This window comes from Natronobeatus ordinarius (assembly GCF_024362485.1).
Taxonomy (GTDB): domain Archaea; phylum Halobacteriota; class Halobacteria; order Halobacteriales; family Natrialbaceae; genus Natronobeatus; species Natronobeatus ordinarius.
This window is the reverse complement of sequence record NZ_CP101456.1, coordinates 1662970-1684392: the sequence shown is the minus strand read 5'-3', so window position 1 is coordinate 1684392 and position 21423 is coordinate 1662970. Positions and strand designations below refer to the sequence as shown.

Genomic DNA, 21423 nt, shown 5'->3' with positions numbered 1-21423 from the left:
CGAACGTATGCGAAGCAGACGCCTCCAGCGGGAGATCGACGACCTCGTCGCGCAGGGCTGGCGCATCGAGGACGAGCGGCCGGATCGAGTCGTGATGGTGAACCGGGAGATCGGCTCGCTCGCCTCGCACGTGCTGGTCGCGCTCTTGACCATCTGGTGGACCTTCGGACTGGGAAACGTCCTCTGGGGCGCGTACAACTACGTCAACCGCTCGCAACGGCGCGTCCTCTGGGAGGATCGCGACGGCTGTCCGAACTGCGGGATCGAGGTCGCCGGCGACGCCGACTACTGCCCCAACTGCGGGGAAGCCCTCGGGGAACCCGACGGCGAGTTTACCTGCCCCGACTGCGAGGCGATCGTCCGCGAGGGGTCGCGCTACTGCCGGGCCTGCGGGGCGAAGCTCGCCGACTCGATGACCGACGCGCGGTCGGCCTGACGGACCGTTTCAGCTCTCGTTTCGGTCGACGCGGATCGCTCGAGCGGCCGTCGCTTTGAACGAAGCGACGACGCGCCGGCCGGGCTCGAGCGCCAGCGCGTCCCGGCTCCCCGTCGTGACGAGCGCCTCGAGGGAGACGCCACCGTCGAGTTCGAGGGCGACGTTCGCGACCGCCTCGCCGGATTCGACGGCGGTGACGACGGCATCGAACCGGTTTCGAAAGCTCGTTCCACCCGTGTCGGGCGTCTCGTCCGGGTCGCTCAGGACGACCGCGTCGGAGCGAACGCTGATCTCGACCTCGCGTGCACCCGCTGGAACCAGTGCGACCACCGGGCCGGCGGGCGTCTCGACGGTCGCGAGTTCGCCCGTCCGATCCTGGACCGTTCCCTCGAGGATCGACTCGGTGACCGTCGCGACGCCGGCGAGTTCCGTGCGGTGGCGGTCGAACTGTCGGAGCAGTTCCGTTGCCGTCTCGGTCAGCTCGGTGCCGCCGCCGCCGCTCCCACCGCGTCGTCGCTCGGTCAGCTGGCCCACGGCCTCCTCGAGTTCCACGACCCGCCGCTGGAGCCGGGCGTAGGATCGCCCCAGCGCGTCGGCCGCGGCGTGCATCGAGCCGTGGTCGTCGATCGCCTCGAGCATCTCGACGTCGCGGCGGTCGATCGTGACGCCGTCGACCTCGAGTTCCGTCCGGTATCCTTTCTCGATCGTCATAGGTGGTTCTCAGTAGAGCAGCTCCCCCTCGATGAACTTCCGCGTGCGCTCGTCGGTCGGTCGCTCGAAGATTCGCCCCGTCTCGCCGACCTCGATGAGTTCCCCGTCGAGCAGGACGGCGACGCGGTCGGCGATCCGTTCGGCCTGGTGCATGTCGTGGGTCGCGACGGCGACGCCGATCCCCTGCGCCCGGGCCTCGCGGACGGCCGCCTCGATGACGGCCGTGTTTCGCGGATCGAGGTCCGACGTCGGCTCGTCGAGCAACAGCACGTCGGGGTCGTACGCGAGCGCTCGTGCGAAGGCGACCCGCTGGGCCTCGCCGCCCGAAAGCGACCGCGCGTCGCGGTCGAGTTCCTCCTCGAGGCCCACCACTTCGAGCGCCTCGAGTGCCTCGCTCGTTCCGTTCCCCAGCCCGACCGCGTCGGCGATCCCCCGGCGGAGCCGGGCGGGCCACGGCTTGCGAACGTGGAGGCCGTACTCGACGTTCCGACGGACGCTCGCGTCGAAGAGGCTCGCCTCCTGGAACACCATCCCGATCCGCCGGCGCAACTCGAGTCGCCGGTGTTCCGCGCTCGTCCAGACGTCGGTCCCGTCGTACTCGATCGTCCCCGACTCGGGTGCGTCGAACAGCGCGAGCAGCCGGAGCAGGGTCGACTTGCCGACGCCGGAGGGGCCGATGATCGCGACGACCTCGCCGGGCGTGACCGACAGCGAGACGCCGTCGAGGACCGGTTCGCCCCCGTAGCCGTGGCGGACGTCACGTACGTCGAGGCTCATCGGTAGCCACCCCCGCCGTTGCCCAGCCTGACGACCAGCGCGTTGACGAGCAAGACGAGCGCGACCAGGATCGCCCCCAGGATCATCGCCGTCTCGAATCGGCCCTGGCGCGCCTCGAGCTGGATCGCGGTCGTGAGCGTGCGGGTGTAGGAGGTGCCGTCGGCGCCGGCGATGTTGCCGCCGACGATGAGGACGCCGCCGACCTCGCTGATCGCCCGGCCGAAGCCGGCGAGAATCGCGGTCGCGATGCCGTAGCGAGCCTCCTTGATCGTCACCAGCGCGACGTCGAGTCGCGTCCCGCCCATCGCGAACGCCGCGTCGCGAACGGGTCGCTCGACGCTCGAGACCGCCGCGAGGCTCACGCCAGTGATGACCGGTGCGGCGAGGACGATCTGGGAGAGGATCATCGCCTCGGGGGTGAAGACGAGGTCGAACGAGCCGAACGGCCCCTCGTTCGAGAGCGCGAACAGGACGATGAGGCCGACGACGACGCTCGGAAAGCCCATTCCCGTGGTGATGAGCGACGCCAGCAGGTGCTTTCCGGGGAACTCCTTGAAGCCGATCGCGAGGGCGATCGGCAAACTGATGAGCGTGCTTATCGCGACGGCGGTGAGGCTCACGTACAGCGAGACCTCGACGATGCTCCGGACGTAGTTCCACTCGAACGGGAACTCGGCGAACACCGCGGCGGTCGAAACGCTCTCGAGTGGCATTGCTAAGTCGGGTTACGCCTCGTCGTTCGTGTCGGTCCACTCTTCCGGGACGTACTGCCCGAAGTTCGGTTCCTCCGCCAGCGCCTCGGGGAAGAACAGCTGTTCACCTTCGACGGTGTAGCCTTCGATGATGGCCTGGCCCTCGACGCTCGTGACGAATCCGACGTACGCCATCGCGAGGTCGTACGCCACGTTCTCGTGGATCGCCGGGTTGACCACCACGATCCCGTAAGGATTCGCGAGCAGGTCCGGACCGCCCTCGAGCGGTCCCTGGACGTGGACGACGAGATCGACCTCGTCTCGCATCCACAGCAGTGTCCCTCGATCGGCCAGCGTGTACCCAGCCTGCTGGTCGGCCATCGTGAGCGCTTCCCCCATCCCCCCGCCGACGTCCCGGTACCACTCGCCGGCAGGATCGATCCCCGCTTCCTCCCAGAGTTCGCGTTCCTTCGCGTTCGTTCCCGACTCGTCGCCCCGGGAGACGAACGTGGAGCCCGAGTCGGCGATCGCCGCGACGGCCGCGGGTGCGTCGTCATCGCCGGCGATGCCGGCAGGGTCCTCGGACGGGCCAACGACGACGAAGTCGTTGGCCATCACGTCGCGGCGGTTCACCCCGTAGCCCGCGGCGACGAACTCGTCCTCGCGCTCGCGGGCGTGAACCAGGACGACGTCCGCGTCCCCCCGACGGCCGGTCTCGAGGGCGGCTCCGGTTCCCTGGGGGACCGTCTCGACGAACACGCCGTAGCGGTCCTCGAACGGGCCGTTCAGTTCGTCGAGGAGCCCCGTGACGTACGTGCTCGTCGTCGTCGCGAGCCTGAGCCGGTCCCCACTGACCGAAGCGGGCCCCCCGGGATCACCCCTGCCGAGACAGCCGGCCAGCCCAACGGCACCGCCCCCCAGGAGCGCGACGAACGATCGCCGTTGTATCTTCATAGATACATCGTCGACCGCCCGGATCAAATAGCTTCGGATGCGGCGAAACCACGATCAGTTACGGACGGTCGAACGGAATCGGGGCTGGAGCCAACACTGACGCCGTTTCCGAGCGCTCGTCGAACGGAAGGTAATTGAAACAGGGCACGTTTTCGAGGCGATCAGTCTCCCGGGTCAGCGGAAAACACGGCCGTTTTAGGGCCCCGACGCGAATCGCCGGCATGGAGTGTCGGCACTGTGCCTCGCCGCTCGAGAAACCGGGGGACTTCTGTCTGGTCTGTCGCGAGGCCAACGCCGACGCGGTCGTCCTCGAGGCCGCCCGCGACCGGGCGACGATCACGATGCTCGCCGAGGAGGCGGTCGTCGGCGAGACGACGGTCACGACGATTCCCGAGGACGGCGACGAGACGGCGGTGATCGAACTCCGGAACTTCGCCGGGGGGATCGCCGACGAGGTCCGCCGCAAGCGTCCCGAAGAGGTGTACGTCGCCGGCGTTCGCGAGGTCGTCCGCGCCGTCCGTGGTGAACTCCACTACCCGTTCTACCGCGTCGACGGCGACGACCCGGTCGACACCGTCCTCGAGCGACGCGGCGACCGGGCGCTCGACGTCGTGGACGTCCCGCCCGTCGAGAAGATCGGCGGCAGCCACACGACGCTGATCGGTGGCCGGACGGGGATGCGCGCCATCCAGACCGTCGCCGGCCACCCGCACGTCAAGAAGGTTATTCCGGGGCCGATCGACGCCGGCGGGAAAGGCTCACAGTCGGGCCTCCGGGCGAAGGTGACCCGCGCCGACGACGGTGGAAACGTCCGACTCCTCCTGCGAGACGGCTCGAGCGTTCAGGAGAACCGGATCGTGACGACGGCTCGAGACCGCGAGACCGGTGAACGGATCCGCGAGGACCTGAACGACGTCCTCGCCGAGGAAGGGCTGTACTAGATCGTCCGACAGTTCACGCGTCTCGAGGACGTCCTCAGACGACAGCCAATCCAGTGCCGGTCGTCGACCGATCTAGCGCCGACTGTCAGCCGCTCGTGGTCGACAGACTGGGCCATCCCGGCCGACACGGTCGTGGACGAAGTCGGAGGTCACTCGCGTCGTTCTCATCGAAAAAAGTATGTCCGTCTGCTATCTGTGTCTGTTCAGATGGCGCGTCCGCTCGAGCCCTCCGCCCTCCCCGTGCGTATCGGACGATATCTGAACCGCTGCGTTCGGATCGATACGCGATCGCTCGCCCTCTTTCGCATCGTCGCTGGCGCCCTCATCGTCGCCGACTTGCTTCTCCGGTCGCGGAACTTCTCGTACTTTTACACCGAACACGGCGTCGTCCCGCGGTCGGTGGCGATGGACGCGACGCCCGACTACGCGTTTTCGTTCTACTACCTCACCACGAGCACGACGCTGCTCGCCGCGCTGTTCGTCCTCCAGGGCCTGATCGCGCTCCAGTTGATCGTCGGCTACAGGACCAGAGCCGCGGCTGTCCTCTCGTTTCTGTTCGTGATCTCGCTCGATCACCACAACCCGTTCGTCCTGAGCTACGCCGACACTCTGTTCCGGCTGCTGCTGTTCTGGGCTATCTTCCTCCCGCTGGGTGAACGGTGGTCGATCGACGCCGTCCACCGCGACGCCCCGCCGCGGCCACACGTCTCGACTCTCGCCTCCGCGTTCATCCTCTCACAGATGGTCGTGATGTACGTCGTCAACGGCTACCACAAGTCGACGTCGACGCTGTGGACGAGCGGCGAGGCGACGCCGCTCATCATGGGCCTCGACGACATGACGTTCCTGCTCGCGGGCATCCTGCGCCAGTACCCCGCGCTGCTCGAACTTGGCGGCCTGACGTGGTACTACATGCTCCTCTTCGCGTGGTTGCTCATCTTCCTCCAGGGCCGCGCACGGCTGGCGTTCGTCGCGATGTTCGTGATCGCGCACCTGTCGTTCGCGCTCACCGTCCGCATCGGCGCGTTCCCCTGGGTCGCGATCACGGGGCTGCTTCCATTCCTCCAGCGCCAGTTCTGGGACGACGCGACCCGCCTGGCACACACCGCAGGGATCGACACCGATCGCCTCGCCTCGAGGCTGGCAGCACTCGAGCGACTCGCCGCGTCTTTCCCGGCGTACCGACTCGACTCCGAGCGGCTGCTGGCGGTTCGAGCCGGCGTCTACACGTTCGTCGTCACCGTCATCGCCGTCACCGTCGTGGTACTCGTGGCGCTCTCGCTGGTCCAGTTCGCCGGCGTCGCCCTCGACGACGACCGCGACGAGGAATTCGAACCCGATTACCCCGAGGAGATCGAGACGGTCGCGGCGAGCCTGAACATCGCCCAACCCGACTGGAGCGTCTTCGCGCCGGTTCCCCGGACCACCGATCGCTACTACGTGTTCCCGGCGAAAACCGCAACCGGTGAGCAGCTCGACGTCTACAACGGCGGTCGGCCGCTGACGTACGACCGGCCGTACGACGAACTCCAGCACCAGTACGGAACGTACCGCGAGCGGTTCTACATGAACGACGTCCGGCGGGCGGGATCCAGCGGCGACGCCTCGAGACACCTCGCCGAACACCTGTGTGAAACGTGGACGGACGAACACGGCGACGAGCTCGTCCAGGTCAACATGTACATGGTCACCGAGGACATCACGCTCGAGACGATCGCCGATCCAGCGAACCGTGAGCGGTCCACGTGGCTGCTGTACGAACACGGATGCGATGGCCACGAGCCCGCGACGATCGATCCACCGGCGTTCTAGGCAGCGGGCTCACGACGACGATGGAGAGAGACGGATCGGATCGAGACCCGACAGGGTGTCCCGAAGGGGAACACTGATTGGTCCGGCCCACCCACGATTGACCAATGGCCGAGGACGTGTCTGCGAACCACCCGGTGCTGCTGTTCGACGGCGTCTGTAACCTCTGTATGGGCTCCGTCCAATTCGTTATTCGCCGCGACCCCGAGGGAGTCTTTCGCTTCGCACCGTTGCAGTCCCCGGTCGCCGAGGAGTTGCTCGAGGACACCGACGTCGACCCCGAAGCGCTCGATTCGGTCGTCCTCGTCGACGACGGGGATGCCTACGAGAAATCCGACGCCGTCCTCCGGGCTGCGGGCCACCTCGGCGGCATCTACCGGCTGCTCGTGCCGTTTCGATACGTCCCCCGGCTGATTCGCGACGCCGTCTACGACGTCGTCGCCGCCCGTCGGTACGACTGGTTCGGAAAGCAAGAACAGTGTATGATGCCGACGCCGGACATCAGCGCTCGATTCCTCGCTGACGGGCCATCGACGGGATCGGCGGATACGGACGGCGACGCGTAATCAGAGCGTCTTCAGGCCGCTCCCGGTCAACGGCACGACGACGTCCTCGTCCTCGCCGACGATTCCCGCTTCGCGGAAGTACTGGAGCGCGGCGGGCGCGACGGCGCTCGTGGGTTCGACGTAGAAGCCGTTCCGGTGCAGCCGATCGAGCGCAGTTTCGACCCGGTCCGAACAGAGAGCAACCGCATCGCCGTCGGTGGCGTCGATCGCCTCGAGGATCTCCGGTGCGCGCGGCGGATCGGCGATCTGGATGCCGTCGGCGAGTTCGTTGACGTCGGCTTCGTCGGCAGTCGTCTCGCCACCGTGGGCCTCGACGATCGGCGCGTAGCCGGCAGCCTGCGCACCGAGCAGCCGGGGCATCCCGTCGACGATTCCCGCCTCGTTCAAGAGCGTAAAGCCACGGTAGGCACCGAGAAAGAGCGTCCCGTGGCCGACCGGGAGGACGAGCGCGTCGGGAACGTCCCAGTCACGCTGGGCGGCGACCTCGAACGCGAACGTCATCGTCCCGGCGAGAAAGGCCGGGTTCCAGACGTGACTCGCGTACCAGCCGCTGCCCGTCTCCACGGCGTCGATACACGCCGTCGTGACGTCCTCGCGCGAGCCCTCGACGCGAACCGGGCGAGCGTTCCCCCGCTGGATCGTCATCAGCTTCGACTGCTTGACGTCCGCGGGGACGTAAATTTCCGCCTCGAGCCCCGCCCGCGCCGCGTACGTCGCGATGGCCGCCCCGGCGTTGCCCGAGGAGTCCTCGAGAACCGTCTCGACGCCGAGTGAAACGGCCCGCGAGAGGGTCGTCGTCGCCCCGCGATCTTTGAACGAACCGGTCGGGAAGACGTACTCGAGTTTGAACGCGCCGCCCCACTCGGGAACGTCGACGAGCGGCGTAAAGCCCTCGTGGAACGTGACGCGACGCTCGATCGGGATAAATTCGAAGAACGTCCACAGGCCCGTGCTCGTGTCGATCGCAGAGAGCGGGCGTGGTTCTCCCGCTGGCATCGGCTGGTCGACGAACTCGAGTGGGTGCCCACAGGAACAGCGCCACGGCTCGTCGGGTCCGGCCTCGTAGACGGCCCCGCAGTCGGGGCAGGTGAGATCCGAGACCATCTCAGTACCTGTCCACGTCGGTCCCGATCGAACAGACGTACTCGCCCGTCGCGACCTGGGGAAGGCGTCGCGTTCGCCAGAGGATGCCGTCGTTGTCCGCCGTCACGGTGGCCTTGGACTCGCCGAAGACCGTCGTCACCTCGAAGATGGTGTCGCCAGCCTGGACGCGGTCGCCGAGCTCTTTCTGGAATCTGACGAGCCCGCCAACCGGCGAGCCGTACTGGTTGAATCCCGAGGCGCGAATCTGGCTTCGAAGCGTCACGTCACCCTCGAGAAATCCGTAGTACCGGAGGACGTTGAAGACGCCGTCGACGCCTTTCTGGATGCTCGCTTCGTCCCAGCCGACGGCGCCGCCGAGTTCGGGGTCGATCGTCGGAATGCCCTCGTCGGGGGCAGCACGAGCGAGCTGGCCGTCGGGACCCTTTCGGTCGAGGACGTAGCCACAGCCAAAGACCTTCGCGAGCTCGAGACACTCCTCGTGCAACCGGTGGCGTTTCCCGCAGCGAACTCGGGCCTCGTCGATCATCCGACTCGTCGAGCCCTGGTGGAGGTCGAGGACCAGGTCCGCCCGCGTCGCCGCCTCGAACGTCGCGTGGGCGATGCGCTCGCTCGAGGTCCCGTTCTCGTTGCCGGGATACGTCCGATTCATCTTCGTGTCGTCGATCGGGTTGCGGTGTTCGGCCACCTGGAAGGCGTGGTAGTTGACGATCCCCACGACGAGGATCGTTCCCGAAATCTCGGCGGGATCGAGTTGCGGAACGACGCGACTGACGACGCCGACGCCGTTGAGTTCGTCGCCGTCGCTGGCCGCCTGCACGTAGAGGGTCTTCCCCGGCCTCGCGCCGTTTATCACGGCGACGGGGAGACCAACGGGGCTGCCATCTCTGGTCTCGCCGACCTCGAGACGTCCCGTGTCGGCCTCGCCGGGGGCCGCGCTCGCCGTTCCGAGCGTCGTCGTCATGTGCCTGACGAGGAACGCACTCGCCTTTACTGGTTCGGTCCTTCTCGCTGACGAAACGGCCGACGGGATCGGACCGGCCGGGAGAACGGCCACGACCGAAGTCGGTCAACGAGCCGTGACAGGCACACGAACAGCCGGTGGCTGAGAGTCAGGGGAGACGATGGGCAGAACGTTCTGAAAGGCGAACCCCAAAGAACCTCGAGTAGAAGGACACACCTATGAGCCTCGAGGAGAGACAGCCGGCCCAACAGGAGCCCGACCCGTTCGACGCCTACCGGCAGTTCTTCGCCCTCGAGCGCGACGTGCTCGTCCTCTCGCTCGCGATGTTCGCGTTCAGCCTGGGTTTCCAGATGACCAACCGCTACATGGCCGAGTACCTGGCCGCGCTGGGGGCGACGGCGTTCGTTATCGGCCTCTTCGGCACCTTCGGCAACGTCATCAGCGCCCTCTATCCGTACCCCGGCGGGGCGATCTCCGACCGGATCGGCTCGCGCTACGCGCTCACCGCGTTCGGCCTGCTGGCGACGATCGGCTTTTGTATCTGGCTCGCCGCACCGTTCCTCTCGGGAATCGCGATCGGCCCCATCGAACTCTCGATCGTCGCCGTCTTCGTCGGGTTGTGCTTCGCCCAGGCGTGGAAGTCGTTCGGTCTCGGCGCGACGTACGCCATCGTCAAACAGGCCGTCCCGCCGAATCGGCTGGCGATGGGCTTTGCGAGCACGGAGCTGTTCCGGCGGACGGCCTTCCTCGTCGGCCCGCTGATCGCCGCCGTGCTCTTCGCGCCGTTCACGGGAGCCGCAGCCGACGTCGTCCTCGCGTTCCAGCTGATCCTCGGGGTGGCGGTCGTCTTCGGAATCGTCGGCACGGTCGGCCAGCACGTGCTGTACGACTCGAGCGAAGATAGCTTCGGCAAGGAGTTCGAGGGCGTCTCCCAGCTCGTCGAGGACCTCAGCAATCTCCCGCCCGAACTCCGTCCGCTGCTCGTCGCCGACACCCTCGTTCGCTTCGCCAACGGCATGGTCTACATCTTCTTCGTGCTCGTCGTCACGGAGTTCCTCGCGGTCGGGCTCACACTCCCCACGTCGCTTCCCGTCGTCGGCGGCTCGCTCTCGCCGCAGGCCTTCTTTGGCCTCCTGCTCGGCCTCGAGATGCTGATCGCGCTGGCCGTCCTGGTACCGTCGGCGAAACTGGCCGAGCGAGTCGGGCTGAAACCCGTCGTCGCCGGCGGGTTTCTGGTCTACGCCGTGTTCCCGATCGTGCTCATCTCCGCCCCCGAGAGCGCGCTCGTGCTCGCCCTGCTCTTCGCGTTCTCCGGCCTCCGGTTCGCCGGCCTGCCGGCACACAAGGCGCTGATCGTCGGCCCCGCCGAGCTGGGAACGGGCGGCCGCGTGACGGGCTCGTACTACCTCGTTCGCAACCTGCTCGTCATCCCGAGCGCCGCCCTCGGCGGGCTCATCTGGGGCGGCTTCTCGAATCCGCTGACGGGCGAGGTGGTTCTCGCCGGCAGCCCCACCCTCGCCTTTACGATCGCGACCGCCATCGGCCTCGTCGGCACCGCCTACTTCCTGCTGTTCGGGCGGGAGTTCGAGGCGTACCGCTGACTCGAGGGCGACCCCCGTCGAACGCGGTGCGTCCGATTCTCTCGCGGTCGGTTCAGCGTCGGTAGCATTATGATCGGGAAGGAGAATTTTGCCTATGGACCCACGTATCACGCTCGTCACGCTCGGCGTCTCGGACGTCGACGACTCGATTCGCTTCTACCGGGACGGACTCGGGTTTCCCATGGACGACCGCGACCCGGACGACGACATCGCCTTCTTCACACTCGAGGGAACCTGGCTGTCAGTCTACCCGCGAGAACTGCTCGCCGAAGACGCCACCGTTCCGGACGACAGAACCGGGTTCTCGGGGGTCACGCTGGCGCACAACGTGGCCTCGAGGGACGAGGTGGACGCAATTCTCGAGCAGGCCGTCGACGCCGGTGGTCGACTCGTGAAACCGGCACAGGAGGTCTTCTGGGGCGGCTACTCCGGCTACTTCGCGGATCCGGACGACCACCTGTGGGAAGTTGCGTATCCACTACTCACCGAGGACTAGTCGCGACGGGTGCGCGTCGCCGGATCGACGGCCTCAGTCACCCATCCCGGCGATCTCGTCCTGCAGCCACTCGCGGAACCAGCGGACGCGCTTGAGTCGCTGGTGGGCGATGCTCTCGGCGGTGTCGCTCTCGACGCGGTTTGCGGCGTCGATCCCCCGCTCTAAGACGCGTTCGACGATCTCGTCGGCCTCCATGTGGGTGCGTGCCTCGTAGCCCATCCGCAAGAGCATCAGCGTGGCGCCGTTGGCGCCCACCTTGTCGAGCAAGTCGGCCTCGATGAGACACTGCGTCTCGAGGGAGACGTCGTGCAGGTCGCCCTGATAGGAGTGGCGTTCGATCGCGCGACACACCTGGCTGACGAACGATTCGGGGTACTCACCGCGCGAGGAGAGGTACTCGCGAGCGACGCGCGCACCGGCTTCGGCGTGGAGTTCCTGGTCGGCCTCGAGTTTGGCCACGTCGTGAAAGAGGGCGGCGACGCGGGTGACGTCGACGTCCGCGCCCTCGTTCTCGGCGATCTCGGTCGCGAGTTCGACCACGTTGAGGATGTGGTTGTGCCGGTACTCCGCGGAGTGCCACGGGTACCAGCGCATGCGGCCGCCCTCCTCTTCGTTCTCGACGCTGGCCGCGAGGTAGTCGAAGACGAACCCTTTCATCTCCTCGAACTCGGCGTCACTTACCCTGTTCTCTTTTATCTCGACGCCCACGAGAGATCCCTCCGCAACAGACGAGCGATAGTCATTGCACAATTATTGGTCAGTTTCGCTCTTTAGCCTTTGGTTCGGGTCACTCACCGTGCGAACCGGTTCACGAGACGAACAGTCTGGTGACGAGCGCCCGAAAGCGCCCCGACCTGCTCCCGGGACGACCAGCCTCCGCCGGAGAACGGGTACGAACGTCGAAGGCCCCATCGACGATCGACTGACTGAAACAACAGCGAAAAGATATTAACTATGTGACCTTCGATAATATTATATCAGTAACTGTTGATGTGGAACACGTGACTACGGACGACTCACTCGAAGAACTGCTCGACGAGCTCGATGGCCACGGCGATCTCGCGACGGGGACGCAGGTTCTCACGATCAGCGTCGAGGAACGCCGCTACGGGAAGGCGATGACGATCGTCGAGGGGTTCGACGCCGACGCCGTCGACGTGACGTCGGTCGCCTCAGAACTCAAACGATCGCTCGCGACGGGCGGAACCACGACCGACGGTCGAATCGAACTGCAGGGCGACCACACCGACCGCGTCCCCGAGTTGCTCAGAGACCGTGGCTTCCGAGTCGACGGCTGACCCGGGCGTCGCGATCGTCGGCGGCGGCGTCCACGGCGTCCACCTCGCGGTGCGGCTCCTCGAGGCCGGCGTCGTCGAACGCGACCGCCTGCGAATCGTCGAACCGGACGGCCTGCTGGCGGCGTTCCGGCGGAAGTGCGCGCAGTGTGGAATGCGGGAACTGCGGTCGCCGTTCGTCCACCACGTCGACGTCGACCCGTTCTCGCTCAGAGACTTCGCCCGTTCGCGCGGTCGCGAGGACGAACTCGTCCCGAGCGAGGTCGGCGCCGAACGGCCGACGGTCGAGCTGTTTTTCGACCACGCCGCCGCCGTCGTCGACCGCTACGGTCTCGAGTCGACGCTCATCGAGGCACGGGCGACCGATCTCGAGGAGCGAGCCGGGGGCGTCGACGTCGAGACGACGGCAGGCCGACTCTCGACGGGGGCGTGCGTGCTCGCGATCGGCCACGGCAGCTCCTACGCTCGCCCCGAATGGGCCCGCGATCTCCCGGCCGACGCGTCGGTCACGCACGTCTGGGACGACGGGTTCGATCCCGACACGGTGGGCGAGACCGCACGGATCGGCATCGTCGGCGGTGGCATCACGGCGGCACAGCTCGCGACGACCCTGGCCCAGCCCGGTCGGGACGTGACGCTGTTCGCACGGAGCCCGTTCCGGGTCGAGACGCTCGAGGCGGGCCGCGAGTGGATGCACTTCTCGGGTGCCGTCGACGAGCTCCAGGCGCTCCCGCCAGGGTCTCGAGACCGGGAGCAAACCGTCGCCGAGGCGCGCCGCGACGGCTCGATGTCTCCCGAAGTGTTCGCCCGTCTCCGCCGGACGATCGACCGCGACTGGGTCGACCTCGAGCGAAGCGAGATCGAGGCCGTCACGCCCGCGGGCGGCACCGTCGTCCTCACCTGCCGGGACGGCACCGCCACCTGGGTCGACGAGCTCGTGCTCGCGACGGGGTTCAACTCGCCGTACGACGCGCCGCTGTATCGACGGCTCCGCGATGGGACCGACCTGGCGGCGGGCTATCGGGGCGCGCCGGTGCTCGACGACGACACCCTCCGCTGGCGTCGCGTCGACGGGACGAACGCTCGAGTCGCCGTCTCGGGAATCGCGGCCCAGGGCGTCCTCGGCCCGTTCGCCCGCAACGTCATCGGCGCCAGACGCGCCGGTGACCTGCTGGTCGACGCCTTCGAGGCGCTCGAGTTCGCGCCCAGACCGACCTGAGACGGATCGTTGTAACGAACAGACGGGCTGAACTACGAGTGCTCGGCCTCGGGCGCGTCGGCCGGATCGACGACCTCACCCGTCTCGGGGTAGACGCCGACCTGGTCGCAGAGATCGGCCATCGGACATGCCTCCGGATCTTCGAGACAGGCCGGCTTCCGCGCCGTACAGCACTCGCGGCCGAACTGGATCGAAGCCGTATGCCCGAAGCCACACTTCTCGGCGGGAATCTCCCGCTCGAGCACCTCCCGTACCGTCTCGTGGTCCGCGTCGGCCGGCGCGATCCCCAGCCGGCGGTAGATCCGGTGGACGTGGGTGTCCACCGGAAAGACTCCCGACCGCCCGCCCGCGAAGAGGAGGACGCAGTCGGCCGTCTTCGGGCCGACACCGGTGATCCCGAGCAGCGTCTCGCGCACCGTCTCGGGGTCGCCCGCTTTGACGAACGCGTCGAAGGTGGTCGCGGAGTCGTACGCCTCGAGCACCCACTCGGCGGTTTCCTGGATCACCCTGGACTTCTGGTTGTACAGCCCCGCCGAGCTGATCGTCTCTGCGAGTTCGTCGCGGTCGGCGGCCGCGAGCGCGGCTGCGAGGTCGACGTCGTCACCGTCGTACTTCGCGATCAGCGCGTCGTGAGCGGGCTGACTCGCCACGTCGCTCGTGTTCTGGCTCAGGATCGTCCGGACGAGGCAGGTGAACGCGTCCTGGCCGCCGTAGGTCTTCTGCCAGTAGCGCTCTCCGAGTCGGTCGACGACCGCTTCGGCGCGGGTGTCGGCCGTGGCGGGGTCGAAGGCCGCCTCGACGCCGCCGCCAGATGTGCCCCCGCTGATGTTCACGCTGGGCTCCGGATCGTCGCTGTCTGCCATGCCTGGCCGTAGGCGGTCGCGGGTGAAAACGTCGATGGAGACTCACCGCTCGAGCGCGACGCTTGCGAGCTTGTCGCCCGCAACGACCGTCGCCTCCCGAGTGAGTGTAAAGAGGATCCCCTCGCGGTCGGCGCTCGCGTGCTGGAGAGTGGCGAAGGACGCCGGGTGGTAGACGGTTCCGAGTTCGGTCCCCACGTCGACGTGCTGGCCGAGCTCGAGCGACGGGGCCGCACGGAACAGCCCCGACGTGGTCGCGTTCACCTGCCCGAGGTGGTTTTTTGCGAGCGTGCCGTCCCACCCGGGGACGTCACCCTCGAGCATCCCGAGGTGGCGGAGGACGGCGAACAGGCCGTCGACGCCGTCTTCGACGACGTCCTCGAGGATCTGCTTGTTGTGGGCGAGTTCCGGCGTGATCGATGGGATCCCCTCCGCGGCGGCCGCGACGCGGAGTTTGCCGGCGAATCCGCGGCGATGCCACTCGTCGGACGCGTCCTCGAGTCCCTCCTCGGCGAGCAGGAGGTCGGTTCCGAACGCCTCCGCGAGCGCCCGGGAGTCGGCGTCGCCGTCGGTGTAGACGACGTGCGGGAGCATGTCGGGGCTGCCGGTGTGGAGGTCGACGACGGCGTCGGCGCGGGAGACGTACGGCCAGAGCCGGGCGGCCATCCGCTGGTGGAGGCTGCCCGACTCGTCACCCGGCCAGATCCGGTTCATGTTCGGGTTGACGCTGTCGAGAATCTCGGGCGTCGTGTAGGAGACGCGGTCGAACGTCAGCGGGTTCGCGACGGGAACGGTGATCACGGTTCCCGACAGCTCCTCGAGCGAAAGTCGGTCGTGGAACCGGCGCAACGCTTCGGTGCCGTTGATCTCGCGGCCGTGCTGAGCACCCTGGACGTAACACGTCGGTCCCTCGGTGGCGCCCTCGTAGGTGTGTACCGTGGTCGTGAGGTCGACGCCCGAGGGGAGCGTCGCCAGCGTCACCGCCGTCGCCGTGTGCGTCCCGTTGCTCATGTGTGGACGTTGGGCAGCCGGCGACATGTACGTGCGGGACAGTGGGTCGTCGCACGGGAGACGGCGAAGACCACCATCGTTTTCACCCGGCCCGTCCTCGCTCGGGGTATGGGAAACCCAACGGCAACCCTGCACACGAGTGAGGGCGACATCGAGGTAGAACTCTTCGAAGAGCGCGCGCCGCGAACGGTCGGCAACTTCGTCGGTCTCGCGACGGGCGAGCGAGAGTGGACTGACCCCCAGACGGGCGAGCGCGTCACCGACCGACCGCTCTACGAGGACGTCCTCTTTCACCGCGTCATCGACGGCTTCATGATCCAGGGTGGCGATCCGACCGGCACCGGCCGCGGCGGTCCCGGCTACCAGTTCGACGACGAGTTCCACGACGAACTCACACACGACGGCCCGGGCGTGCTCTCGATGGCGAACTCCGGCCCGAACACGAACGGCTCGCAGTTTTTCATCACCCTCGACGCGACCCCGCACCTCGACGGCCGCCACTCCGTCTTCGGCGAAGTGATCGACGGCATGGACGTCGTCCGTGAGATCGGCTCCGTCGAGACCGGTCCCAACGACCGCCCCAAAGCGGACGTGGTACTCGAGTCCGTGACGGTCCACGACGAGTAGCCACCCGGAAACGTTCATCACGCGAACCAGGACGGCTACTACGCGCACACTCCGGGGCGGCGAAGATATCAAAAGATAAATGTTTGTGATCGGTGTTTGCTCACACATGCACCGGCGTGCCCTCCTCGCAAGCGTTCCAGTCGGGTTGCTCACCGCCAGTGGGTGCCTCAGCGGCGAGTCTGAAACAGGTACGACAGGAGAGACTGACGGTGAAAACGTAGACAGTGGTTCCGATGCGCCAGCGTTCGAGGTGGACGAAGACGCACCGGGTACGGTCATGCTTCTCAGGCAGCAGCCACAGGAACCGGACGGCGTCGTCGTCGGTACCGAGTTCGACATTGCTGTCGTCCTTGGAAACGCCGGTGGTGAACCCGTTACCGGGGAAACTTCCGTCGAACTAATCCCGCCGGCCGATGACGAAGCGACGCAGCCAGCGACCGTCGTCGTTGACGATGAGCTTCCCTCCGGTGGCGCTCGGTTTTTTACAACGGGTCCGTTCACCGCGACAGTCCCTGGCGATTGGGAACTACGCGCAGGTTCTGGCGTTGACCAGTTACACCCAGCGTACGATGGGACAGTCGTCGTCGAGGACCGACCCGACGACTGACAGACGAAATCGGCTCACCACCTCCCGGCACACTCGTCGCTCGAGCAACCCTGACAGCCGACTCGAGGACGAGTCCGATCGATATCATTATTGCATCGCTACACCCACGACAAATCAGTATTCCATCCCGACGATCACTCCTCGCGCTGTCTGCCTCGACTGTTGGCGTCTCCCTCGCCGGGTGTCTCGGCAGTGACGACGACCAGCAAACCGACGGAGAGGGGGACAGACCAGGCGAGAACGGAGCGGACGACGACCAATCGATCGTCGACCGGCGGTTAGCCGACGGCGACGAACTCATCCACGCGACGTTGCACACGAGCGAGGGCGGGATCGACGTCGAACTCGAGGCCAAACGCGTCCCACGAACGGTCGAGAACTTCGTCGGCCTCGCTACCGGTGAACGGACCTGGACCGACCCTGAAACGGGCGAGGACGTCGACGGCGAGCCGCTGTACGAGGACGTGCACTTTCACCGCGTTATCGACGGCTTCATGATTCAGACGGGCGATCCGACCGGCACCGGCCGTGGCGGTCCCGGCTATCAGTTCGACGACGAGTTCCACGACGAGCTCACACACGACGGCCCGGGCGTGCTCTCGATGGCGAACTCGGGACCGGACACGAACGGCTCGCAGTTTTTCATCACCCTCGACGCGACGCCACACCTCGACGGCCACCACTCCGTCTTCGGAGCGGTTACCGATGGGATGGACGTCGTCCGTGAGATCGGTAGCGTCGAGACCGACGACACCGACAGGCCGATCGAAGCCGTGCTGCTCGAGTCCGTGACGGTCCACGACGGATAGTAGTCGGTTCAACGACCAGTATCGCGACTCGCCCGACCCGACACTGTTTTGGACGGCGTTGATTATCACGGCGACCGTGAGCGAGGGTATGGGCTGGACTGCCGACGACGTTCCCGACCAGCGCGGACGAACGATCGTCGTGACGGGCGCGAACAGCGGGATCGGCCTCGAGACGGCTCGCGAACTCGCCCGGAACGGGGCGACGGTCGTTATGGCCTGCCGTGACCTCGACCGGGCCGAGGCCGCGGCCGACGACGTCCGCGGCGACGTTCCCGAGGCCGACCTCCGCGTCGAGCGCTGTGACCTCGCGAGCCTCGAGTCGGTTCGCGCGTTCGCGAGGGAGCTCGAGGAGCCGATCGACGTGCTCGTCAACAACGCCGGGACGATGGCCATCCCCCGCCGGGAGACCGAAGACGGCTTCGAGACCCAGTTCGGAGTCAACCACCTCGGGCACTTCGCGCTGACGGGCCTGACCCTCGAGTCGCTGCTCGCGGGCGACGAACCCGCACGGGTCGTCACCGTCTCGAGCGGGCTCCACGAACGCGGCGAACTCGACTTCGAGGACCTCCACGGCGAGCGTGAGTACGACAAGTGGGGCGCCTACGCCCAGTCGAAGCTCGCGAACGTGCTGTTCGCTTACGAACTCGAGCGGCGATTCCGCGCGGCCGACGCCGAGGCGATCAGCGTGGCCGTCCACCCAGGGTACGCCGACACGAAGTTACAGTTCCGCGGCATCGAAGGTCGTGGAACCTGGTTTCGAACCGCCGTGCGTCGCCTCTCGAACGCCCTGCTGGCCCAGTCGGCGGCTCGCGGTGCGTTGCCGACGCTGTACGCCGCGACCGCACCGGACGTCGAGGGCAGCGCCTACTACGGTCCCGGCGGGCTCATGAACATGCGTGGGACGCCCGGGCGACAGCGATCCTCGGATCGGTCGTCCGACCGAGAGGCAGCTCGCCGGCTCTGGGACGTCTCGCGATCGCTCACCGGCGTCTCCTACGGGCTTCCGGAGCCGGTGGTTCAGCCGTCCTGATCGCCGCCCCGTTCGCGCCAACCGAAACGCACATCCCGTACCGATGACTACCGCCGAATGCAGTTCTACTCGAGTGCGAGGGTAGCCAAGCAGGCCAACGGCGGTGGGCTTAAGACCCGCTCCTGTAGAGGTCCGAGGGTTCAAATCCCTTCCCTCGCATTGCCGCTGCGAGCAATTCGCGAGCAGCGGCAATCGACCGGAAGGATTTGAACTAGACGAGTCGCAGCGTCCGAGCGAAGCGAGGACGACCGTCTCGGCGTAGTTCAAATCCCTTCCCTCGCCCTCGAATCACCGACGAGCCCCCGTCCCTCGAGTCCGTCTCTCGCCCTCGAGTCACCGCTCGTGTACTCGAGTCACCGACGAGCCCCCGACTCGAGCGATCGTGAACCCACAGCCCCGACTCGGGCCACGCCGGCACGCGTAAGCCGTCGGCGCACGAATCGAGCGCCGTGATCGTCATCGTCTGTGGCCCGCCCGCGGTGGGAAAGACCACGGTCTCGAGCCTGCTCTGCGATCGCCTCGAGGAGCGAGAGAAGACGGTGAGACGCCTCGACTCCGATGCGTTCGAGCGGAACACCTACGATCGGCTGTACGAGCGCGTAACCTCGGCCGACGAGGACTGGATCGTCGCGGGCACCTTCTACAAGCGGACGTGGCAGGAGCGGTTCCAGCGCCTCGAGGACGGCTTCGTCGTCCACCTGGTGGCCGACCTCGAGACGTGTCTCGAGCGGAATCGCCAGCGGGAGGACGCGATCGACGAGCAGGCAGTTCACATCGTCTGGCGTGAGTTCGACGACCCGGACGCAGACCTCGTGGTCGACGTGACCGAGCACTCGCCCGAGGAAGCCACAGATTGCATCGTGGCCGCGCTCGAGGGACGGTTCGAGAGCGGGTGACGCGTCGAACCAGGCCGGTTTCGAACGCCGCGTCGCCGGCGGGTTACCGTGCTCGAGCGGGCGTCGGTTCGGACGTCGCCCGGTGTGCGTCGTACGCGAATCCGGCGAAGACGACCGCCAGGATGGCGCCGTACAGGAGGAACATGTACGAACCGCCGCCGTGGACGGCGAACACCAGCGCGGTGAGGGCGGCGACGGCGACGGCTGCCACGGCGTAGAGGGCTGTCGACGTCATCGCTGGATACCCCGCTGTTCCCCGGGTCGCTCGCTCGAGAACGCCGCACCGTGGTAGTTCATTCCAACCATGTCTATCGGTATCACGTCACGGCCAGTAATAACTGTTCTGCCGACGTGGAACGTCGTTCCAGCCGATACGGCACGTCGCGTCCGGTGAGGTGGCGCTGTGAGCCGTGTGGCGAGGTGACGAACACGGTTATGTACTCCGGCGTCCCCGTTCCGGTATGAGCGCCGACCTCGTTCCGGAGGAGTTCGCCGAAGTGATCGTCACGACCTGTCGAACCGCCGTCGGCGACAGCTGTCGATCGGTCACCTACTTCACGCGTGACGACTACGCGCAACTGTACCTCCGCGAGGACCTGGCGCGCGACGCCGACCTCTCGACGTTCATCGGCAACGAGTGGCGGGGGTTCAAGACGACCCAGAGCGCCTACGAGGGCTCGGAACTCGGCACGTACCGGTACACGATCCGGGTCTTCGACAACGGCTTTCTCATCCGGGTCACCTCCGATCGGGAGGGCGTGTTCGTGACGACCGACGGGCTCACACTCAAGGACTTCGAGGAACTGGCGACCGCGATCGACTCGGTGCTCGCAGAACGGACCCTCTCCTGAGCCGGGCGCCGTCCCCGACGCGACCCGTGCGTAACGCCCTTCTCTCGCAACCGCCTCACCTCGAGTGATGACCGACGACCTGCCCGATCCGGTCGCGCGCGCACTCGAGAACCACGATGCGTTCGAACCGGCCGACGACGGCTACGACCTGACGACCACCGTCTTCGAGACGCACGTCACGGCGACTGCGGCCGAGGGGAGCCGTGACGGCGAATTCCGCGTCACGGTGACCCTCCCGACGCTCGACGCCGCCGTCGCCGGCGAGACGGTCGCACCAGTCGTCGAGGACGGCTGGTTCGAGACGCTCGAGCGCCGCCTCGAGGACGCGTTCACCGTCGCCCACACGAGTACACACGAGGGGCCCAGGCTCGAACGTGAGGACGACGAGGTCCGGGTGATCCTCGAGTACGTCGCCTGGGACGCCCGTGAGGGCGTCGACGACGCCAAGACGCTGATCGAGTACGTCGAGGGAACGTACGCCCAGGGGATCATCCCTGGCTACGAGTACCGCGGCGCGGCAGCGACGCTGCTCGAAAACGCCCAGGATCGGGGCCAGCAGGCCGCGGACGGTGACGGTCCGCCGCTGTGACGGCACGCCGCGGGGCGACGGCTCCAGTCGTGACGATCCGTTCGCGTCGATGGCGTTCGTCAGCGTGACGCGTGCTGTCGTTCCCGTCGTTTCGTCCCTCCGTCCGTCGGCGAAACGCTTGAGACGATAACACGCCTCTGGAACTCGATGATCGACGACCCGTTCAGGACCGACTGCAGCACCGATCTGGCCACTGGCATCGTGAGCGCCGCGCGCACCAGCCTCGGCGACACCCTCCGGAGCGCCGTGTACTTCACCCCCTCTGCGTTCGACATCCTCTACCTCCGCCAGGACCTCTACGATTCGAGCGACGCCGCGCGAACGGCCAAGCAACAGCTGGTCGAACTCGAGCGAGCGGGGTTCGCGGAGGTGCCGATCCGGACGCTGGTTGCCGCCGAGGGAACTGTATCGGACATCGGTCCGTACGAGTTTACAGTGCGGTTTCACGACGACGGATTCGTCGTCAGGGTGCTCCAAGGCGACGCCGGAGTCGTCCTGACGACCGACAGCATGAACGTCAGCGCGTTCGAGGATGCAGCCACTGCCGTTCGGCGGCTGCTCCGGGATGCGTAGGCCAGGCT

The 21423-nt window shown here is 67.0% G+C and carries 26 protein-coding genes and 1 tRNA gene; 17 read left to right on the top strand and 10 right to left on the bottom strand.

Annotated features, from left to right (window positions below; genetic code table 11):
• Nucleotides 1-7 precede the first annotated feature (7 nt).
• Entirely contained in the window at nucleotides 8-436 is a 429-nt protein-coding gene (locus tag NMQ09_RS08730; RefSeq protein WP_255194204.1) for a zinc ribbon domain-containing protein, read from the top strand.
• Nucleotides 437-445: 9 nt separating this feature from the next.
• Here NMQ09_RS08730 and NMQ09_RS08725 read toward each other — a convergent pair whose 3' ends face one another.
• Genes NMQ09_RS08725 through NMQ09_RS08710 form a run of 4 tightly spaced genes read right to left on the bottom strand, consistent with a single transcriptional unit; the run spans nucleotide 446 to nucleotide 3570 of the window.
• Entirely contained in the window at nucleotides 446-1147 is a 702-nt protein-coding gene (locus tag NMQ09_RS08725; protein WP_255194203.1) for a TOBE domain-containing protein, read from the bottom strand.
• 9 nt (nucleotides 1148-1156) lie between these two features.
• Nucleotides 1157-1924 carry an amino acid ABC transporter ATP-binding protein gene (locus NMQ09_RS08720; protein ID WP_255194202.1) on the bottom strand — a complete coding sequence of 256 codons (768 nt, stop codon included), beginning with the start codon at nucleotides 1922-1924 and terminating at the stop codon, nucleotides 1157-1159.
• Nucleotides 1921-2637, bottom strand: coding sequence for an ABC transporter permease (locus NMQ09_RS08715; protein WP_255194201.1), 717 nt, complete (start codon nucleotides 2635-2637; stop codon nucleotides 1921-1923). Before NMQ09_RS08715 ends, NMQ09_RS08720 begins: the two co-directional genes overlap by 4 nt.
• 12 nt (nucleotides 2638-2649) lie before the next feature.
• Entirely contained in the window at nucleotides 2650-3570 is a 921-nt protein-coding gene (locus NMQ09_RS08710; RefSeq protein WP_255194200.1) for an ABC transporter substrate-binding protein, read from the bottom strand.
• Between the two features lie 221 nt (nucleotides 3571-3791).
• On the opposite strand from NMQ09_RS08710, the gene NMQ09_RS08705 reads away from it, so the two are divergent.
• The 3 genes from NMQ09_RS08705 (at nucleotide 3792) to NMQ09_RS08695 (ending at nucleotide 6886) form a co-directional block, all read left to right on the top strand.
• Nucleotides 3792-4511: a DUF2103 domain-containing protein gene (locus tag NMQ09_RS08705; RefSeq protein WP_255194199.1), complete on the top strand. Its 720-nt coding sequence runs from the start codon at nucleotides 3792-3794 to the stop codon at nucleotides 4509-4511.
• Between the two features lie 207 nt (nucleotides 4512-4718).
• Nucleotides 4719-6323 carry an HTTM domain-containing protein gene (locus NMQ09_RS08700; protein ID WP_255194198.1) on the top strand — a complete coding sequence of 535 codons (1605 nt, stop codon included), beginning with the start codon at nucleotides 4719-4721 and terminating at the stop codon, nucleotides 6321-6323.
• Between the two features lie 104 nt (nucleotides 6324-6427).
• Nucleotides 6428-6886 carry a thiol-disulfide oxidoreductase DCC family protein gene (locus tag NMQ09_RS08695; RefSeq protein WP_255194197.1) on the top strand — a complete coding sequence of 153 codons (459 nt, stop codon included), beginning with the start codon at nucleotides 6428-6430 and terminating at the stop codon, nucleotides 6884-6886.
• On the opposite strand, the gene NMQ09_RS08690 is transcribed toward NMQ09_RS08695, so the two are convergent.
• Nucleotides 6887-7990 carry a pyridoxal-phosphate dependent enzyme gene (locus tag NMQ09_RS08690; RefSeq protein ID WP_255194196.1) on the bottom strand — a complete coding sequence of 368 codons (1104 nt, stop codon included), beginning with the start codon at nucleotides 7988-7990 and terminating at the stop codon, nucleotides 6887-6889.
• Between the two features lies 1 nt (nucleotide 7991).
• Nucleotides 7992-8951 (bottom strand): succinylglutamate desuccinylase/aspartoacylase family protein, encoded by a 960-nt coding sequence (locus NMQ09_RS08685; protein WP_255194195.1) that lies wholly within the window; start codon nucleotides 8949-8951, stop codon nucleotides 7992-7994.
• Nucleotides 8952-9169: 218 nt separating this feature from the next.
• On the opposite strand from NMQ09_RS08685, the gene NMQ09_RS08680 reads away from it, so the two are divergent.
• Together NMQ09_RS08680 and NMQ09_RS08675 are read left to right on the top strand one after the other, a co-directional pair.
• Complete coding sequence (locus NMQ09_RS08680; RefSeq protein WP_255194194.1) at nucleotides 9170-10552, top strand: MFS transporter; 1383 nt, start codon at nucleotides 9170-9172, stop codon at nucleotides 10550-10552.
• A gap of 94 nt (nucleotides 10553-10646) precedes the next feature.
• Nucleotides 10647-11048, top strand: coding sequence for a VOC family protein (locus tag NMQ09_RS08675; RefSeq protein ID WP_255194193.1), 402 nt, complete (start codon nucleotides 10647-10649; stop codon nucleotides 11046-11048).
• Between the two features lie 33 nt (nucleotides 11049-11081).
• Here NMQ09_RS08675 and NMQ09_RS08670 read toward each other — a convergent pair whose 3' ends face one another.
• Entirely contained in the window at nucleotides 11082-11756 is a 675-nt protein-coding gene (locus NMQ09_RS08670) for an HD domain-containing protein (protein ID WP_255194192.1), read from the bottom strand.
• Nucleotides 11757-12049: 293 nt separating this feature from the next.
• Between NMQ09_RS08670 and yciH the strand changes: the two genes are divergently transcribed.
• A complete protein-coding gene (gene yciH / locus NMQ09_RS08665; protein WP_255194191.1) occupies nucleotides 12050-12346 on the top strand; it encodes a stress response translation initiation inhibitor YciH in 297 nt (98 codons plus the stop codon).
• Nucleotides 12324-13562, top strand: coding sequence for an FAD/NAD(P)-binding protein (locus NMQ09_RS08660; RefSeq protein ID WP_255194190.1), 1239 nt, complete (start codon nucleotides 12324-12326; stop codon nucleotides 13560-13562). Before yciH ends, NMQ09_RS08660 begins: the two co-directional genes overlap by 23 nt.
• 32 nt (nucleotides 13563-13594) lie before the next feature.
• Here NMQ09_RS08660 and NMQ09_RS08655 read toward each other — a convergent pair whose 3' ends face one another.
• Both NMQ09_RS08655 and NMQ09_RS08650 read right to left on the bottom strand, forming a co-directional pair.
• On the bottom strand, nucleotides 13595-14425 hold the full coding sequence (locus NMQ09_RS08655) for an endonuclease III domain-containing protein (RefSeq protein WP_255194189.1): 831 nt from the start codon (nucleotides 14423-14425) through the stop codon (nucleotides 13595-13597).
• Between the two features lie 42 nt (nucleotides 14426-14467).
• Nucleotides 14468-15433: a succinylglutamate desuccinylase/aspartoacylase family protein gene (locus tag NMQ09_RS08650; protein WP_255194188.1), complete on the bottom strand. Its 966-nt coding sequence runs from the start codon at nucleotides 15431-15433 to the stop codon at nucleotides 14468-14470.
• A 108-nt stretch (nucleotides 15434-15541) separates the two neighbouring features.
• Between NMQ09_RS08650 and NMQ09_RS08645 the strand changes: the two genes are divergently transcribed.
• From NMQ09_RS08645 to NMQ09_RS08620, 6 genes are all read left to right on the top strand, one after another.
• Entirely contained in the window at nucleotides 15542-16060 is a 519-nt protein-coding gene (locus tag NMQ09_RS08645) for a peptidylprolyl isomerase (protein WP_255194187.1), read from the top strand.
• 106 nt (nucleotides 16061-16166) lie between these two features.
• Nucleotides 16167-16667, top strand: a complete 501-nt coding sequence (locus NMQ09_RS08640) for a hypothetical protein (protein WP_255194186.1) — start codon at nucleotides 16167-16169, stop codon at nucleotides 16665-16667.
• A gap of 263 nt (nucleotides 16668-16930) precedes the next feature.
• Nucleotides 16931-17476 carry a peptidylprolyl isomerase gene (locus NMQ09_RS08635; protein WP_255194572.1) on the top strand — a complete coding sequence of 182 codons (546 nt, stop codon included), beginning with the start codon at nucleotides 16931-16933 and terminating at the stop codon, nucleotides 17474-17476.
• An 88-nt stretch (nucleotides 17477-17564) separates the two neighbouring features.
• Nucleotides 17565-18506 carry an oxidoreductase gene (locus NMQ09_RS08630; RefSeq protein WP_255194185.1) on the top strand — a complete coding sequence of 314 codons (942 nt, stop codon included), beginning with the start codon at nucleotides 17565-17567 and terminating at the stop codon, nucleotides 18504-18506.
• Nucleotides 18507-18581: 75 nt separating this feature from the next.
• Nucleotides 18582-18665 (top strand) — tRNA-Leu (locus tag NMQ09_RS08625).
• A 290-nt stretch (nucleotides 18666-18955) separates the two neighbouring features.
• Nucleotides 18956-19402 carry an AAA family ATPase gene (locus tag NMQ09_RS08620; protein WP_255194184.1) on the top strand — a complete coding sequence of 149 codons (447 nt, stop codon included), beginning with the start codon at nucleotides 18956-18958 and terminating at the stop codon, nucleotides 19400-19402.
• Nucleotides 19403-19445: 43 nt separating this feature from the next.
• On the opposite strand, the gene NMQ09_RS08615 is transcribed toward NMQ09_RS08620, so the two are convergent.
• Nucleotides 19446-19637, bottom strand: a complete 192-nt coding sequence (locus tag NMQ09_RS08615) for a hypothetical protein (protein ID WP_255194183.1) — start codon at nucleotides 19635-19637, stop codon at nucleotides 19446-19448.
• Nucleotides 19638-19863: 226 nt separating this feature from the next.
• Between NMQ09_RS08615 and NMQ09_RS08610 the strand changes: the two genes are divergently transcribed.
• The 3 genes from NMQ09_RS08610 to NMQ09_RS08600 all read left to right on the top strand — a co-directional run bounded on the left by NMQ09_RS08610 (nucleotide 19864) and on the right by NMQ09_RS08600 (nucleotide 21415).
• Nucleotides 19864-20253, top strand: a complete 390-nt coding sequence (locus tag NMQ09_RS08610; RefSeq protein WP_255194182.1) for a DUF7522 family protein — start codon at nucleotides 19864-19866, stop codon at nucleotides 20251-20253.
• Nucleotides 20254-20320: 67 nt separating this feature from the next.
• A complete protein-coding gene (locus NMQ09_RS08605) occupies nucleotides 20321-20842 on the top strand; it encodes a DUF5813 family protein (RefSeq protein ID WP_255194181.1) in 522 nt (173 codons plus the stop codon).
• A 147-nt stretch (nucleotides 20843-20989) separates the two neighbouring features.
• Complete coding sequence (locus NMQ09_RS08600; RefSeq protein ID WP_255194180.1) at nucleotides 20990-21415, top strand: DUF7522 family protein; 426 nt, start codon at nucleotides 20990-20992, stop codon at nucleotides 21413-21415.
• The last annotated feature ends 8 nt before the right edge of the window (nucleotides 21416-21423 follow it).